The sequence below is a fragment of the Moorena sp. SIO3I8 genome (assembly GCF_010692325.1).
In the GTDB taxonomy this organism is placed as follows: domain Bacteria; phylum Cyanobacteriota; class Cyanobacteriia; order Cyanobacteriales; family Coleofasciculaceae; genus Moorena.
This window is the reverse complement of sequence record NZ_JAAHHW010000011.1, coordinates 23,906-40,803: the sequence shown is the minus strand read 5'-3', so window position 1 is coordinate 40,803 and position 16,898 is coordinate 23,906. Positions and strand designations below refer to the sequence as shown.

General features: G+C 42.4%; 11 protein-coding genes. 6 read left to right on the top strand and 5 right to left on the bottom strand.

Annotated elements, in window-relative coordinates; all coding sequences use genetic code 11:
* Positions 1-321: 321 nt before the first annotated feature.
* Together ylqF and F6K51_RS06630 are read right to left on the bottom strand one after the other, a co-directional pair.
* Positions 322-1,188 carry a ribosome biogenesis GTPase YlqF gene (gene ylqF, locus F6K51_RS06635; protein WP_293019055.1) on the bottom strand — a complete coding sequence of 289 codons (867 nt, stop codon included), beginning with the start codon at positions 1,186-1,188 and terminating at the stop codon, positions 322-324.
* Between the two features lie 128 nt (positions 1,189-1,316).
* Positions 1,317-1,733, bottom strand: a complete 417-nt coding sequence (locus F6K51_RS06630) for a universal stress protein (RefSeq protein WP_293019054.1) — start codon at positions 1,731-1,733, stop codon at positions 1,317-1,319.
* 191 nt (positions 1,734-1,924) lie between these two features.
* Here F6K51_RS06630 and F6K51_RS06625 point away from each other — a divergent pair, with 191 nt between their 5' ends.
* Positions 1,925-3,130 carry a phosphoglycerate kinase gene (locus F6K51_RS06625; protein WP_293019052.1) on the top strand — a complete coding sequence of 402 codons (1,206 nt, stop codon included), beginning with the start codon at positions 1,925-1,927 and terminating at the stop codon, positions 3,128-3,130.
* Positions 3,131-3,491: 361 nt separating this feature from the next.
* On the opposite strand, the gene F6K51_RS06620 is transcribed toward F6K51_RS06625, so the two are convergent.
* Complete coding sequence (locus tag F6K51_RS06620) at positions 3,492-7,787, bottom strand: DUF2157 domain-containing protein (RefSeq protein WP_293019051.1); 4,296 nt, start codon at positions 7,785-7,787, stop codon at positions 3,492-3,494.
* 281 nt (positions 7,788-8,068) lie between these two features.
* Here F6K51_RS06620 and F6K51_RS06615 point away from each other — a divergent pair, with 281 nt between their 5' ends.
* From F6K51_RS06615 to F6K51_RS06595, 5 genes are all read left to right on the top strand, one after another.
* Complete coding sequence (locus F6K51_RS06615) at positions 8,069-9,355, top strand: MFS transporter (RefSeq protein WP_293019049.1); 1,287 nt, start codon at positions 8,069-8,071, stop codon at positions 9,353-9,355.
* A gap of 925 nt (positions 9,356-10,280) precedes the next feature.
* Positions 10,281-11,204, top strand: coding sequence for a hypothetical protein (locus tag F6K51_RS06610; RefSeq protein WP_293019047.1), 924 nt, complete (start codon positions 10,281-10,283; stop codon positions 11,202-11,204).
* A 32-nt stretch (positions 11,205-11,236) separates the two neighbouring features.
* Positions 11,237-12,160, top strand: a complete 924-nt coding sequence (locus F6K51_RS06605) for a hypothetical protein (protein ID WP_293019045.1) — start codon at positions 11,237-11,239, stop codon at positions 12,158-12,160.
* A gap of 79 nt (positions 12,161-12,239) precedes the next feature.
* Positions 12,240-13,439, top strand: coding sequence for a macrolide family glycosyltransferase (locus tag F6K51_RS06600; RefSeq protein WP_293019043.1), 1,200 nt, complete (start codon positions 12,240-12,242; stop codon positions 13,437-13,439).
* The gene (locus F6K51_RS06595) at positions 13,436-14,236 is read left to right on the top strand and encodes a phytanoyl-CoA dioxygenase family protein (RefSeq protein ID WP_293019041.1); all 801 of its coding nucleotides are present in this window, start codon (positions 13,436-13,438) and stop codon (positions 14,234-14,236) included. The genes F6K51_RS06600 and F6K51_RS06595 overlap by 4 nt, the downstream gene beginning before the upstream one ends.
* A 273-nt stretch (positions 14,237-14,509) precedes the next feature.
* Here the strand turns inward: F6K51_RS06595 and F6K51_RS06590 are convergent, their stop codons facing one another.
* Together F6K51_RS06590 and F6K51_RS06585 are read right to left on the bottom strand one after the other, a co-directional pair.
* Positions 14,510-15,199 carry a class I SAM-dependent methyltransferase gene (locus F6K51_RS06590; protein WP_293019040.1) on the bottom strand — a complete coding sequence of 230 codons (690 nt, stop codon included), beginning with the start codon at positions 15,197-15,199 and terminating at the stop codon, positions 14,510-14,512.
* Positions 15,200-15,292: 93 nt separating this feature from the next.
* Positions 15,293-16,564: a VCBS repeat-containing protein gene (locus F6K51_RS06585; RefSeq protein WP_293019038.1), complete on the bottom strand. Its 1,272-nt coding sequence runs from the start codon at positions 16,562-16,564 to the stop codon at positions 15,293-15,295.
* Between the last annotated feature and the right edge of the window lie 334 nt (positions 16,565-16,898).

Sequence of the window (16,898 nt, the reverse complement as noted above, 5' to 3'; positions counted from 1 at the left end):
TTACTGAAGTTGGTTACGCTAATTAGCTCAAGTCATCTGTCTCAAGTTAGGTTTAGCTCCTCAATTCGCTTCCTCGCTTAAGTTCTGGTATTTCTTTTTCAATAGATATTGACAATATTGGTTCAATAAGACTTAAATTCTTTCCTTTTATAGACAAACATATCCATAGGGAACTTAGGCCCCCTAGAAAGACTATCTAGAAAGACTCCCTAGTAATACTCCCTAGTAGGACGCTCACTAGCTAGTACTCACTAGTAGAATCGGGCTTGCAATTTTACTTGTGTAGATGCTGTAAATGCTAAGGATTTACATTGGTGGTACTTAGGGTAGTACTTCTGGTGGTACTTCCAATGCAATTGTTCCGAGTAAACCCTTACGAAAATCACCCAATAGTTGCCGCGCTGTACGTTCGATGTTTCCCTGATAGCGATAGTCGGCTAGACCATGTAAGTAATCTTCAGCGGTTAATGGGTTTGGGTCTAGTTGGTACCTCTTTTGTAAAGAAGACTTTAATAAAAAAGTGTACTCCTTCATCTTATCTAAATCTTTCAGAAATGCAATCAGTGCTATTGCTACCCGTTGGTTGTCGTAAGATGCTTCACCAATGTCATCACAGATAGCTAACTTGAGCGCCTGCTGCTGATTGTTTAACTTGGCAGGAATAACACCAGGAGCATCAAGTAGTTCGAGTTGGTCAGAAATACGTATCCAACGCAATTGACGTGTCACACCGGGACGACGAGCACTCTCTACCACACGACGTCCCAAAAGTCGATTAATTAAAGCCGATTTACCAACATTGGGAAATCCAATTACCACAGCTCGGACAGGACGAGGTCGCATTCCCCGTGAGCGCCTACGTTGATTGATTTCCTCCCCAGCTGTCTGGGCGGCTTTAGCCACAGCGCGGATACCCTTACCCTGTTGAGCATTAGTGAAATAAGGGATATCCCCCTGCTGTTGAAACCACGATTCCCAAAGTTGGCGCATCCTTGGCTCAATCATATCCACCCGGTTGATCACTAACACCCGAGTTTTATTACCCACCCACTGGTCGGTTTGAGGATGATGAGTAGAGAGGGGAATCCGAGCATCCCGCACCTCTAATACCACATCCACTCGCTTCAACTGTTCCTTGAGTTCTCGCTCGGCTTTAGCAATGTGTCCGGGATACCACTGGATTGTCATGAGTTATTAGCCATTAGTCATTAGTCATTGCTGATTAGTCATTGGTCATTAGTTAATTGAAAATCGACCATTGACCATTGACAATTAACAAGCAAGCAATTTTATTTAGACCAATGACTAATCACAAATTAGGGAACAATCAAAACTGGGCAAGGGGATAAATTAATCACTCGATCGGCCACACTATTAGGTATACCTTCCTCTGTCAAGCCTGGCCCCCGAGAGACCATCACAATTAAATTTGCCCCAATTTCGTCAGCCACATCGCAGATCACGAAGGCAGGCTTTCCTTCCCGCTCCAGGGTTTTGGCTTCAATGCCTTGCTGAGCAAATAGTGCTTTGGCACCGTTAAGCAGTTCTGTTACTACTTCAGGGGATGTCATTGCCTCGGGAGCAGCAGCTGTACCCTGGCCAGGGTCAGGTTTTTCAACCACTGACAGCAGATATAGATTGCTGCCGTACTTTTGCACTATGTTCCCAACAACCTCAGCAGCTTCACGGCTTTCTCGACTTGAGTCAATGGGAAATACAACGGTATTGAACATATCACAGATTTCCTCCAGGATCCGGACTCCGGTAAAATGTGAACGGTCTTAACAAAAGAATACCTTTTGTCCTGGTCATTCAGCTGGTGACTTACCAGTTAATGTACAGCGAACTCTCTGACGTCAAATCATCCGGCAAGACGGCTGATAGTCGGGGATTCGCAGGCAATAGCAATTAGGAGATTAATACTGTGTCCAAGAAAAGTGTAGCCAATTTAAGTGAATCAGATTTAGCCGGAAAAACGGTATTGGTCAGAGCAGACCTGAATGTACCCCTGGATGACAATGGCACCATCACCGATGATACTCGCATTCGTGCTGCTTTACCCACTGTTCAAGATTTACTTAAGAAAGGGGCAAAGGTAATCCTGTGTAGCCACTTGGGACGACCCAAGGGACAAGTGAAGGAAAGTTTACGTCTAACCCCCGTTGCTGAGCGTCTTTCAGAACTTCTGGGTCAACCGGTGACCATGTGTAAAGACTGTGTTGGAGACGAGGTGGCTGCCCAAGTTGGTGCTTTGGCAAATGGTCAGGTGGCTTTACTGGAAAATCTCCGCTTCCACGCTGGAGAGGAAAAGAATGACCCAGAATTCACCAAACAGTTGGCATCCCTTGCTGATTTGTATGTCAATGATGCCTTTGGAACAGCGCACCGGGCTCATGCCTCTACTGAGGGAGTCACCCATTACCTGAGTCCTTCTGTAGCTGGGTACTTGATTGAGAAGGAACTGCAGTATTTACAAAACGCTGTAGAAAATCCCGAAAAGCCTCTAGCTGCAATTATTGGCGGCTCTAAGGTGTCCAGTAAGATTGGGGTGATTGATACTCTATTGGAGAAGGTGGATAAACTGCTAATTGGCGGTGGAATGATTTTTACCTTCTACAAGGCCCGTGGTATGAGTGTGGGTAAGTCCCTGGTGGAAGACGATAAGCTCGATTTGGCGAAATCCTTAGAAGCTAAGGCAAAAGAGCGTGGTGTGCAATTGCTGTTGCCCACTGATGTGGTGATCGCAGATAATTTTGCCCCTGATGCTAATTCCCAGACTGTCAGTATTGAAGCTATTCCCGATGGCTGGATGGGTTTGGATATTGGTCCAGATTCTGTAAAGGTGTTTCAGGATGCTTTAGCAGATTGCAAAACTGTAATCTGGAATGGTCCGATGGGAGTGTTTGAGTTTGATAAGTTCGCTAAGGGCACAGAAGCGATCGCAAACTCTATGGCTGAGCTGACCAAGACAGGTGCATCTACCATCATTGGTGGTGGTGACTCAGTAGCTGCCGTCGAAAAAGTTGGTGTTGCTGACCAAATGAGCCACATTTCCACCGGTGGTGGTGCCAGCCTTGAGTTACTCGAAGGCAAGGTTCTACCTGGAATTGCTGCTTTAAATGATGCCTAATTAGTGTTTTTTTTAACGCATTGTTTTAAATCATAGTTTTAAATAGGGAGATAGCATTGCTGTCTCCCTATTTATCATTATCTTGATGGTGAAATTTTTTGGTTTCAAATCAATCAGCATTGGTTTTTATAATCTATTTGGAAATCCTAGATTGGGACTAAGGGCGCAAAAGTCATAAAAAAAAGAGCATGGCGTAAACGTTACCATCAGTGATTTTTTGGTAAACCTCATGCAGCATTGCTCCTGCAACCTGCAACCTGCAACCTGCAACCTTCAACCTTCAACCTTCAACCTTCAACCTTCAACATTTAACCTTTAACCTTCAACATTTAACCTTAAAACTTCAACTTCCAACCAAAACTTATTCCCAACTTTGGAATTGATTCATCCAAGCTGTAATCTGATCACGGCGAGTTTCAAAGGTAGCAGCAATCCAGATAAACCCAATTCCCACAAACAGCGCTACCACCCATTTAGAAAATGGATAATCAACGCTAAAAATCAGTAGTTGGTAGATCGCATTAATTAAAAATGTTCCCGTCCCAACATAAAGAAATGCTCTTACTTTCATCGCCAATCCAGCAAAAATTAGCACTACACTAATTCCCCCAGTTAATAACCCAAGCCATTGAGCAGTCCAAAAGGAAACCAAACAAATCATACTAGTCCCGATTAACCGGAGATTGTGACGTATTTGTTTTTGGGGGGGTTGGCTTAGATAGGGATCGACTTGGGCAATATAGAGTAAGGATAAACTCAAGGGGAGAACATACCAAAGAGCAGCAGTTAAGTGTAGTTGTCCAAACCAGCGGAGCAACATCCAGTCAATTACTATTACACTGATAAAGGTAAACCGAATTTGCTGATTAAAAATTGCGAGAATAATATAGAAAGCTGCGATAATCAGCAAACTAGCTAAATTACCGCTATAGGGATTTTCTGCAATGGCAATCAGGGGGATTAAGAAAGCAGCGATTTGCCAAGGACGTTTTGACCAACCCCAATCTTCCCAAGGTAGGAAATACAGAAAGTAAGCGACTAAGGATGCGATCGCACCTTTCCAAGGCACTAATGGTCCGGATAACAGACGCGCCACAGGGGTATTAATCCAATACAGCCGCATCCCCCATGCTTCAGCAAAACCTAAATAAACCCAGATTTCTCCAAGCAAGGGATTCGACCGATTCCGTCCTTGAGAAATAGCATAGATAACTAAAAACGCGCCAGTACTAAATCCCAGCATCATAGCGGATTCAATGGGCTCAGTTGTTGCTGCTATCAACAAACAACTACTCCATATCCAATGGAGATAGGAAATAACCTTTAGTTCTTTTGGGGTAAAATGTAGATATCCTTTCAGCCAAGGAGAAAATACCCGATAGGCGTACATAATACTAGTGCCAAGCACTGCCATTATAATCAATCCATCCCCTCTTGCTCCTCCTCCTAACTGGGATAATTGATAGAACAACAGTTGATAGGCAGAAACCGATATCCCAAATAGCGCCAGGTAAATTAGAGGTTTAAATTCTGCACGGCGACGCCCTACCCCAATGGCAATTATTGCTAGGGCAAAAGAGGATAAACCTGTCCAATTGGTAAAGGTTCCCCAACTTAAGAGCGGTCCTAAGCTACCGTATAGCAGGGGAATAATATGCCAGCTACTAGGTATTTTGTCGAGATTAGATCGGCGTCGCCACCAATCTCCTAACAATTGAGCAATTAGTCCTAATATTATATTGGCAATGGCTAAATTGATCAGTGAATGCTCAAATAAGCCCAGCGCTTCTGTTAAGCCCAGCGTTTCTGTAGTTAACAGTTCCACACTCCAACCAATCCCATAAATAGCCCAGTTGGATGGATAAGGAAAACTGCGATACGCGATCGCTCCTAAGGTCACTGCATTTACAATGAGCATAAACCATGTTGGTGACCAAAACCCAATGTAGACTATCAGAGAATAACAAGTCAGCAGAATTAGCTGAAAAATACACAGTGCGATCGCCCACCCATCCATTGCTTGTGCATAGAGTTTTGGGAGGTTAGTTTGTTGTTCGCGTAGCGTGGCCTTTTGGCCAAGGTTAGATGGTTGTTCGCGTAGCGTGGCCTTTTGGCCAAGGTTAGATGGTTGTTCGCGTAGCGTGGCCTTTTGGCCAAGGTTAGATGGTTGTTCGCGTAGCGTGGCCTTTTGGCCAAGGTTGGATGGTTGAAGGGTTGAAGGTTGAAGGGTTGAAGGTTGAAGGTTAGTTTGTTGTTCGCCTTTGGCGTTCCCTTCGGGTAGGTTGGCTTGTTGATTTGAAGTTTTAAATTTTGATTGGTTATCCTGTATCTTGCTAATACGAAGTAACCAGCTTCGCCATAACCATAAGGTTAAAATAGCGATCGCTCCCACAACAAACCAATCTTCTCCGGACGGTTGGGGAAAGCCAGGGATGCCATCCCAAAGCAGGAATCCGACTAAGCTGATGCCGCATCCTACGGTAATTGCTGCTGATGTTAATTGCTTTAAATAGCGGGTGTTAACCAACATCAGTGCTGTAGCGATCGCTAAACTGATTAACCTCATTCCTGGTATTCCTAGGATCAGCAATTGGGATAGGATGACAGCAACTACACTCAACCGGATTACAAACTTGTCTTGAGGGGGTTGCCAACTGCGATAACCACGTGCTACTCCAGTCAGAGATAATGGAGTGATTAGCCACAACAGACCCCATGCTCTCAGGTAACTATCTGGGTTAACGTCGTAGGCACTATAGTTAACACACAATAATACATAACTCAGACCAGCTAAAGTTAAACCTAAGTGCCAAGCACTCTCTCGCCAGATCTTGACATAGTCAGAAGTAGCGGGAATCTTTAAACTCAAGCTCCATTCTGCTACCATCAGGGCTAATAAAATTGCTGAAAAGCCCCCTAGATGTAGGTTGGGAAAAAGATAGTTAATGGCACTGATAACGGTTGCGATCGCAGTACTGTGGGTTAGGTAGACCCTTAAGCGCAGATGATGCTTAATCCCTAACCTACTCCGTCGCTGAGTCACAATCCCTAAAGTGATAGCAGAATTAATACCATTAATCGTGAGTAACAGGGGATTGGAAAAACACAGAGTAGTCAGATTAACTCCTATTCCTAGAGCAATGACTTCTGCAAATTCTGCCAGATCATGTTTTTTGCGCTGATATAACCAATCTGCTAACCCAACAATTAAAACCAGATAGGGAAACAGTACTAAACTCAACAATACATAGGGAGTTTCTTGGGAATGGGTTAACGTAGTTGCTGTTTCCAGTAGCGAGGTTTGTATTGATGGCGGAATCAATCGCCATGAAAGCCAAACCATCTGTAAACCAATGGCTAATATGGCGGCTAAATCGGAACGTCGCCAAAATTTTAGTAAACGATTGACAAATAACCACACCCCTAGCCCACTGACAATCATGGCTTGCCAAGGAAACTCAGCTGCTACACAAACTAGCCAACCCAGCACCAGCAAGCTACCCCCTAACCAAATCATAGGGAGACGGGGAGACGGGGAGACGGGGAGAGATGGTGCCTGAGGCTTTTGGGATAGCCAGTAGAGAAACCAACCACACATCCCAATAGCTAACCCCAGTTGTTCAATATCGACACCTATGACAAAAATGGCTCTAAATAGCAGGATGCCGATGCCATAAACTAAGATGCGGAAGCCAGCAACATCAAAAATAAACGCTGAATTTTGCTTTCTCGATCTCGATTCTATATATAAGGTAGCGATGATGCTACCGATGCCCAAATAAACTGCTCCTATGGGAAATCCAGGGATACCCCAAGCCCAATTTAGGTAACTCAGACCTAAATAATTAATAATGGGTAAGGGAAATGATTGTTGTTGTCGTAATCGTAAAAATCCGTTCCTGTAGCCGCGACCTAAGAGTATCGAACTTAGTACTATCGCACTTAGTACCACTGTCGCCACGGCTACCACTAGCCAATTTAAAGGATGACGCCACAAGCCAAAGCCATCCATTGCCCAAAAATTGACTGGGATCAGCAACACAGTGACAACTCGCAAGGTCTGAGCCGTTAACGGTAAATTCCCTTGTTTGGTTGTCCAAGCACTAATCCCCCAAAAGCTCAAGGTATAGGCAAGCAATACTCCATACTGTCCAGCAGCTGGGAAATTGTCCCATTGACTAGCAGCCAGTACCCCAGAGGATACCACCACCATAAACATACCCAGAAACAGCAACCAGCGGACACTGAATTCTGCTTGAAGGGATTGCCACATTTGAGCAATCGAGTTGGGTTTCTTCGCTTTGGGTGTCTCCGGTGCAAAGTCATTACTAGCTAAGGGTGAGACTAGTTGACGCGCTGGTTTCGAGACTGGTAGAGCAGAAACCTTTGGAGTTACACTAGGTTCTGGTAAAGCACAGGTGAGATGTTCTCGACACAACCGTTTTACAAAGGTTTCCTGGAGCAAACCCAAACGTAACCAAGCATCTAATCCCTCTAAAAGGGCGGGATGGGAAGCTTTAGTTTTAAATATGATATCGATGCTAGTCTCAGAGAGTAAACCTAACTCTTGCCATAGGGCTAAAGCTTCCAACAGTTTAGACTGAGAAGTATTGGTGTTGAGGGCAATAGTGATAGAACCCTCCCGTGGCGATGACATAGGCAATATTCCTAGTGAAATAGGAATGCAAGGGGGGCTGATTTAGGATACAGGTAGTTACTATTGTCTACTAAAGAGCCGGAACCTTGCTAGATACCACATTCCACCCTGTCAACTGTCACAATAGAATCTTAAGGTTGGCAGTTATGACCCTATTAAGCCTTGATGATCAGCACTATTGCACGTCTTGATCAATAGTCGTTAGCATAATGCTTCCTGATTGATTATTGCGATTACCCTATACTATTTACTTAGATGTAAAGAATTGTAAATGCTGCTCAATGGCTCAACCCCTCAACCTTTTAACCTTACCGAAATTGCTCAATAAATTATTATCTTTGCTCCCAGCATTAAGGCAGGAGATTTGGATTCTAGCAACCGGTCGATTGTTATTGCATATCGGTCAAGGGTTTACTTTAGTTTATGCCTCGATTTTTTTTGTTAATCAGATTGGTTTATCCGCCACCCAAGTTGGGATTGCTCTAGGGAGTTCTTCAATTTCTGGAGTATTAGGACGCTTGATATCAGGGACTTTGGCTGATTCCCAGTTTTGGGGACGCAAGAAAACTTTGCTACTCTCGGCAGCTGTTTCTGCTCTAGCAAGCCTTTGTTTAGCGTTTACCTATAATTTTCAAACTCTGGTTATTGCTAACTTACTGATGGGTTTAGGGATTGGTCTATATTGGCCTCCTACTGAGGCAGTGGTTACCGATCTAACCACTCCTGTTCAGCGTAATGAAGCCTTTTCAGTGACTCGTTTAGCTGATAGCTTAGGACTAGGATTGGGAGTTATTGGGGCAGGGCAGTTAATTGCTGCTTCTGGGAGTTACCGTACTTTATTTGTGCTCAAAAGTATTTTTTATGTGATTTTCTTCTTTGTGATTTATTTAGCGATCGCAGAAACAAATAACGTTCAAGAGGTGCCTCAATCCCCTACCCAATCCTGGAAACAAGCACTAAGCGATCGCTTTTTGATGATTTGGTTACTAGGGAATACTCTCTTCACTATCTATGATGCTGAACTCAATAGCATTATGCCCCTTTATTTTGCCAATTTTGTTCCAGGAGGAGGAACAGAAACCGGATTAGCTCCAGAAACGATTAGTCTTATTTTCTTCTGGCATGTCGCCTTTAGTGCCATTTTCCAACTACCTGTTGCCCGCTTTCTCAACCAGTTTAAACGCACCAATATCTTGATGGTTTCTTTACTGCTGTGGTCTGGAGGATTTGTGTTAGTGTGGCTCACAGGAATTGTTGATAATCTGGCAGTTATTCCAGCACTTTGTGCTTTGTTACTCTTAGCCCTAGCTAAGGTAATTTATATCCCTTCTGCCTCTTCTTTGGTGGGGGATTTAGCTCCACAATCGTTGCGAGGAGTTTACTTTTCCCTTGAATCTCAGTGTTGGGCAGTAGGTTATTTTATTGGACCATCTTTAGGAGGTTGGGCATTGGATCAATCTCCAGAATTTACCAGTGGTTTTTGGTTAGTGACTGCTAGCAGTGTGGGCTTAGGTCTTGGGATTTTGTCCTATCTGGGCAAGAAGAGTCATGAGGTTATAGGTGGGTAGTGGTACACAAGTAGTGATTTTCGCTCCCGTTACCTTGACCAAACCCTACTCAAAGCACTACAACTTTACCACTGCCAGTTTTGTCAGTCAATCAGGATAGATGCTTTACTCTCTTAGCCTAATACTTAACATCTTTAATACTCAAATCTCTCGATTAATCACAATTGTTAAAAATACTCTGTATTTTTGACTACAAAATTAGATGCGCTTGCCCTGGGGAAGACCTCCAGCTCTTACTTTTGTCAGTCAAGCAGGGCAAGGCAAATAGTTTTAATGTAAACAAAATTAAAGATAATATAAAGAAATCATAAAGAATAAAAGGTGTTCATTAGTTTCCATCCAAAATAAACAGTGTCATCTGAAATTTCGGATGCAGTACACTAATTCCCAACGAACGGGAGTAAATCCAATGAAAAAAGAAATCAAAAAAGAAACACAGCACAAAGAAACCGCAAGCAAAAAGCGTAAACTCGAACAAGTTGACAAGAATACCCGCAGTAAACTGGGTAATGTTTACTGGTAAGTCAGAACTGGCTTAGAACCTAGCAAACCAGCGTAAACGCATCTTATTTTGAAATGCCTACTAGATATGAGATTCATAGGATAAGTATTTTGGCTTATTAATTTTGAAATCTTTGCTGAGTAAGGCTTCTATAATTTAGATGCGTTTGCCTTGCTTAGGGAACAAAGAGATCTTTGCAAACTTTTCTTTCCGTGCGGTCGCGAACTCTAATAAATCTTGCTTGGGAATCGTTGATATCGGGAAGTTTCTTACTTATAGTAGTGAGTTTGTAAAGATCTCCTAAAGCAATTTGCTTGCGACTTGATTTTCATTTTTCCACCAAAAAAAAAAATACTGTTATATCTGAGTTTAAGGCTTTCTTGTAAGCCAGCAAATCTAGGTGAGTATAAGTAAGACATTAAGGTGGATATTCGAGATTTTTATAGATCGTTAATTCAAAAACAAGTTCCAATTATTGTAGATAACTCTCAGCTGCTTACTTACCTCGGAGATCGAGGATATGAAACGATATTGTTTGAAAACTATGACTTTACAAAAAATCAAGTTGTCTTCACCATAGTTTCAGATTATGACTGCTACAGGCGATTGCTAGCTCTATCCAATAGCTCGATAAGTACAATCGTACAACTCGCAGCAGTTAGGCATGATGAAAGCTTGGAGGCAATTGTTTATGCATTCGATCGGGTTCTAGGTTGCAAAATTGAAGAAAATTTAGAGCGAAGGAGTCAGATATATGACAGAATCGCCAACAGCTCAGAGGAGTTATATTTAGCTGATGAAAGAGGCAGTGATTTGAAGTTTTGGTTGGCAGAAACTTTAGAAGTTGTCAATAGCGAAAATAGTCTTAGAGCAGGATATTTTTACTCTATTTCTGAGTTTTTGGAAGCTTCGATAGTAAATATTCAAGGTAATAAATCCAGTTTCTCGCTAGAAGGAAGGCTTTTTTTCGATGGAATGATACACGGTTCTACCCTACGAGAGACAAAAGAGCGCAACAAAGAAGCATTAAGCTGCTTATTTAGGGCTGTAACATCATCCAGCCGGGAAAAATATATTGAGATTGAAGATAATTCAATCGCTAGACTAGTGATAGATGGTCAGGATAAAACGAGTTTATTGCTAGACCTAGATCTGGATGCTGAGAGGAAGATGAGCATTACCGAAATTGGTTTTGGTTGTAATGCCATGCTAATAAAAAGAGTGGATTGGAAAGTAAATTCCATAATTAATCGAGTTATACATGGCATGCATTTAGGGATGGGAACAGCATACAACTGTCCATATGTTAACTTTATCTCCCAGACTATCAAAATAGTTGAGGATTAAAGGCGATAAATTAGCAAAGTTTAAATAAATTAATGCGTATTTTAGATTTTTACGAGTCCCTAATCGGCAAGAAGATGATGATCATTGTTGATAATCATCAATTGCGTTCCTACCTTGATCGGGAAGGATATCAAACCATTCTGTTTGATGATTATGATTTTAGAAATAGAGAGGCCGCATTTGTTGTCTTTTCCGACTACGACTATCATGACCGTCTGAAAGAACTATGGAATGTATCCGAAAGTACGGTTGTCCATTTGCCAGCAGTCAAGTTTGATGGCAGTTTTGAGGGAATTGTTTATTCGTTGGAGCGGCTGCTAGAGGCTAATAGCCTCAATCTCGAACAAGGGCTAGTGCTGAGAAGTAAGACTTATAATAAAATTGCTGAGGTTCAAGGGGGACTATATTTGTCCGATGACAGAGGTAGTCAACTAAAGTGTCAGTTGGCGGAAAGCTTGGAGGTTGCTAATGCTGAAGATGAATTACAAGCAGGTTGGTTTTACTCCATTGCTGAGTTATGGGAAAGTTCGGTCGTAAATATCAAAGGAAATAAATCCAGTTTTTCAGTGGAAGGGATTTTTTATTTCGACGGTATTCTTTATTCGGCAAATAAGCGAGTGATAAAAGAGCGCAACCAGATGGCTTTAAAAGCCCTATCCGAGCGCATCGCATCTAGTCAAGAAAAATATATAGAGCTGGAAGATAACTCTGTAACTCGCTTGGTATTAGATGGTCGCGATGAAACCTCTGCATTACTTGATGTAGAACTTCATCCAGAAAGACAACTAAGTCTCACGGAGATGGCTTTTGGTTGTAATACTGGTATAGTAACTTGTGTGGATTGGGAAGTCAATTCGGTTATGAATGAAGGAATTTATGGGATGCATTTAGGAACGGGAATTCCCAATAAAAGTCCTCATATTGACTTTATCTCTAAAACGTTGAAACTGGTTTAAAATTTAATTGGTTTTGATAAACCCTCAGAGACAGCTTGAAGCAATTCGTGATTTTTGAATCCGGCCCTCTCATTATCCAATGTCCAATATTGTTTTCTTTGACCTTCCAATTTACTCGCGAATGGCGACAACGGTTGGAATAACGAATGAACTAGCTCAGCGTGGAGAAGAAATAGCTTGTTACTGCTTTGAGGAATTGCGAGATCTGATCGAGTCTCATGGAGCAAGATTCTGTAATCTTCCCAAGATGAAGGAAGCACCCGAGGATGTGACGCTTCAATCCCGCGTTATAGAGTACACTTTAGATGCTGTACCGATTTTGTTAGCACAACTCGAACGTGATCGACCCAAGTTACTCATTTTTACATCAAAATGCTTATGGGGAGCTGTGCTGGGTGACTTACTCAATCTCTCAACAGTTTGCATTCACACGAATTTCCTACTACCGCCTAGTTTTTTTCCCCCAATACAGCTTTTACTAGAAGCCTATCCGATTGCTGAAACTCCTCGACATCTACGCCTCTTTAATCGAGATAGGCAGCTTTGGCGACAATTGATACAAAAGTACCCACTCAAGCGGATCGAAGAGCGTGATGTTTTTAAGCTGCAACCGAATTGTATGAACTTACGAGGGGATTTAAATATTGTCTATGCATCCGAAATGTTTCAGATCCAGCGTTCGAAATTCAATAAAAACTATCATTTTACTGGACCCTGCTATATCGATAGACCTTTAGAACCCGAGCTACCATTAAAAACAATTCAGAACAACTCAATCATTTATATATCCTTAGGATCAGTTAAATTTTATAATACAAAATATCCTTTTTATGAAAAGTGTTTACAAGCATTCAAAGACAGCGATCGCACGATAGTGATGGCCGTAGGTGAGATGGTTGATGTTGAATCGCTCGGACAGATTCCATCTAACTTTATAGTAAGAAATTATGTACCGCAGCTAAGTATTCTCCAGCACGCTAGTGTTTTTATTACCCATGGAGGAACAAACAGCACTTGGGAGGCAATTCTTAACCAAGTTCCAATGATTGTTTTTCCTCAAGGAGGAGATCAATATCTAGTTGCTAATCGAGTGGAAGAATTAAGGTTAGGACGATGGGTGAAGCAGAAAAGTATTCAGCCTAGAGAATTCAAAAAAATTGTTGAACAGGTAATAGAAGATAATGAAATTCGTGATAGCATCAAACGGCTAAGCAAATCATTTCGAGAAGCAGGAGGAATCCAAAAAGCTGTCGATATCATTTTGGAGTACAAGAAATGAAACTAACAAAAGATCAGATAGAACAATATGAAGAACAAGGTTTTTTATTCATTTCAGAGTGTTTTTCCTCCGAGGAAGTTTCGGCAATCCGCGCTCAAGTACCAATCGTTGTAGCTGATGAGACATTGGGGCGAGCTTGGGAAGAAGATGAGGAAACCTTACGCACCCTTTACGGAATTCATCTCACCAACCGGATTTTTCGCAGTTTAGTCCGTCACCCGCGCTTACTTGAACCCGCACAACAGCTTTTCGGTCGTGAGTTATACGTCTTCCGTAGCAAAATAGTGATGAAGTCAGCATTTACAGGAGGAATGTGGGGATGGCATCAAGACTCAGCCTTCGCACAGCATTACGAAAAAATTTCCGCGCCGAAAGGGGGAAATGTCATCCTTTTTTTAGACGAGGTTAATGAGTTCAATGGGCCAATTTATTATATACCTGGGTCTCACACACAAGGTTTACTGGATTGGGATCACAGCGTTGTACAGAGTCCCACAGCCAGTGTACCATTGACCGTAGATCGAGGAACGTTTGTGAAATTTGTAGAGAAGTCAGGGATTTCAGCGCCGAAAGGTCCTGCTGGCTCAGTTTTGTTCGTACATTACGATACATTGCATGGTTCAGTTGCCAACATTTCTCCCTTTGAGCGTCGAAATTTTGTAATTACATACAGCTCACTTGAACAGAGCGCCCTTCCCAAAAAGGAAAGTCCAGCCTTCTTTTCAGATCCAGAGCGATCGCCGCTAGTTCTGCTTAGTGAAGATGAGGCTAATCGCTATTTGACTTCCAAAGGGTAGCTAATTATGGCAAATCCCAGGAGCAGATGTCTCAATTAAGGCCGACTTCCATCCTGAAACCTTTTTCTGGCAAAGATTTGATGGGTTTTCAACCTCAGCCTTCCTTAAACAGGAATAGGGTCTCCTGAGTTTTTAATCGTAAGGCAAGCTTATCAATTCTGAAGCCGTTGAATGGAGACTTTTTTTCGTGTAAAGCAAGTAGTTTTTTGTATGATGGCGAACCTTTTCAAGCACAAACCCAGGAGACCCCAGGGATAGAGCCTTTTATTTTTTTCAACTCCGCAACATCGAATCAAACAAGACAGCACCATGAAGATAAGGAAACATAGCCTCAGTGGGAAGACGGTCTGGATTTTTCGCAAAAACATACCAAGTTTGTCTTGGACGAAACCAGGGGATTGAAATTCCTACAAGCCCCACATCCTGTGCTAATTGCCTAATTGTCGATGGTCGAAATGTTACACACATCGGGTATTCCCAACTATCTCCTTCAGTGTCAGAATCTCCCTCCAAAAAGGTAGCAAGGATGAGACCATCAGGTTTCAAATATCTAGCAAAGTTCTGGAGACAAAGCCTCACTAGGTCAATCCCAGTATGAGTCAATATGGACTGTGCGAGGATAAAATCAAAATGGGTTTCAAATTCGGCCAAAGAGAATTGATCATTGTAACTAAAGAACGGTTTCTTGATACGGAGGAGATCCTGTCCAACTTGAAATTTTATCGCATCCTCGATTAACCACCTGTTAGGATCGACCCCGTAATAGCAACCTTCATCAAGGTAAGTCAGGAAAAGCCGACCTGCACGAAGTGAGCCACAGCCGAAATCGAGCAATTTATGCTTGGACCGAAGTCCCAGTGTACAGAGCAACCGAAATTGAGATGCTCCCATGAAATCGTACTCTTCTGCGGGACCCACATAATCGTTATAGTTTTCTCCAGCAGTTATCCCCAAATCTGTCATCGATATTGTTAAATTAACGAAGCCACCCTACTATGGTAGCAGTTCATGAGTTGATTTTGACACGATCGTTCAGAACAATATTAGCGATCCCCGCTATCTGGGTAGAATTGGATTTTCATACCAAACCACTCCTAAGTTAGTGGTTTCTTCGCTGGTAAGTACGTCTAAATCTCCATCTCCATCTAAATCGATTAATTGCACTAAATCAAACTTAATCCCCTCTAAACCGCTAATGTCGTAAGCTGCTAAATCGGAGTTAATGGATTGTGCTGCATCCGATAGCCACATTACAGAGGATTTATCCCGTGCATTTTCGCTGCTGAAAACAATATCTAGCTTTCCGTCTAAATTAATATCGGCAACTTTCAGGCTTTTAGCATTTCCAGTATTTTCGGGTAAGTTAATCGTAAATTCTTCCCATTGGTCGAGTTTAGCTGAAATTTGACGAAAGTAAATTAATTCTTGCCCTCTGATGGCGACTAAAATATCAAGCAATCCATCTTTATCTAAATCGACAAGCTCCAGAAACATTACCTCTCGATCGCCATAACTTTCTACATCACCGATCCGATGGAGGGGCCATTTTTCGGCCATCGCTCCTGGCAAACTGGGATTCTCGAACCACAGACAACCGCGATTTTGGCTCAGACGATCGGAGGCTACAAGATCTAAATCCCCATCTCTGTCTAAATCTGCCGCTACTAAAGACATGATCCAGCCAGCGTCGTATAGAGAATGCCACTGCCAAGCCGATAAGTCTCGGGGATTCTCTGGAGCCTCGAACCAACCAATTTGAGCTTTCCTATTTTTGCCTCCAGCTACTAAATCGAGGCCATGTTTGCCATCGAGCTGTAAGGGCAAGGCAAACATCCACTGCTGCTTATTCAAGCTTGCAGGAATGGCCTTGGTTTCCCAGAATGACTCTGAGAGATAATCTGTTTTTTCCTTCGGTGCCCAATGTACGGATAAGGTTTTAGTTTCCCCCTCGCTGGAACTAATTACATCGATCACTCCATCTCCGTCCAAGTCTGCAAATACAGCATCTTCTGGGGAAGCAACTTTACCTACAGTGACTTGAGGCCAAGGGGCCTTGGACTTACTATGGCCAGGGTTGAGATAAATTTTAATTAGACCCGCTTCTTCCCAGGGGGTGGCAATATCCAATAATCCATCGCCGTTAACATCTGCCAGGCGCACTCCGTCAGCACCGCGCACCTCATCAGTACCTTGCTCGATGGTATGTCTCTGCCAGGGTGAGGCGGCTTCTTCAGCCTTGACATTGGCTGGAGCGCTCGCCCACAGCATGGCCCAAATCAATAATTTCATCAAAATTACCGCCACTATTTTGAATTTGGCTCTCTTCAAGGGTAAAAAACTTGGGGACATTGGATTAATGATTCCGGTTCTTCTGGGGTAGTTATGCTAATTTAGCATAAAATAAACCCTAAAATCTTTGCTAAGCAAGGATTTTAGGGTTCAAAAAAAGCAATTATAATGTAAGCATTCAAGTAACTGGGGTTGACAAAGCCACCCCAGTTACTTGAAAACTGGAATGAGAGAAGCTTGTCAAGAGGTTACCAACCAAAAATATTGTTAATTGATGCTGGGTATGGTAACAATAAAAGCTTTTTGAAATAAGTATAAAAAAGAAAGCTAAAATATATAGTAGTAGTTGCTAAAAACTAAAAAATAATAATCA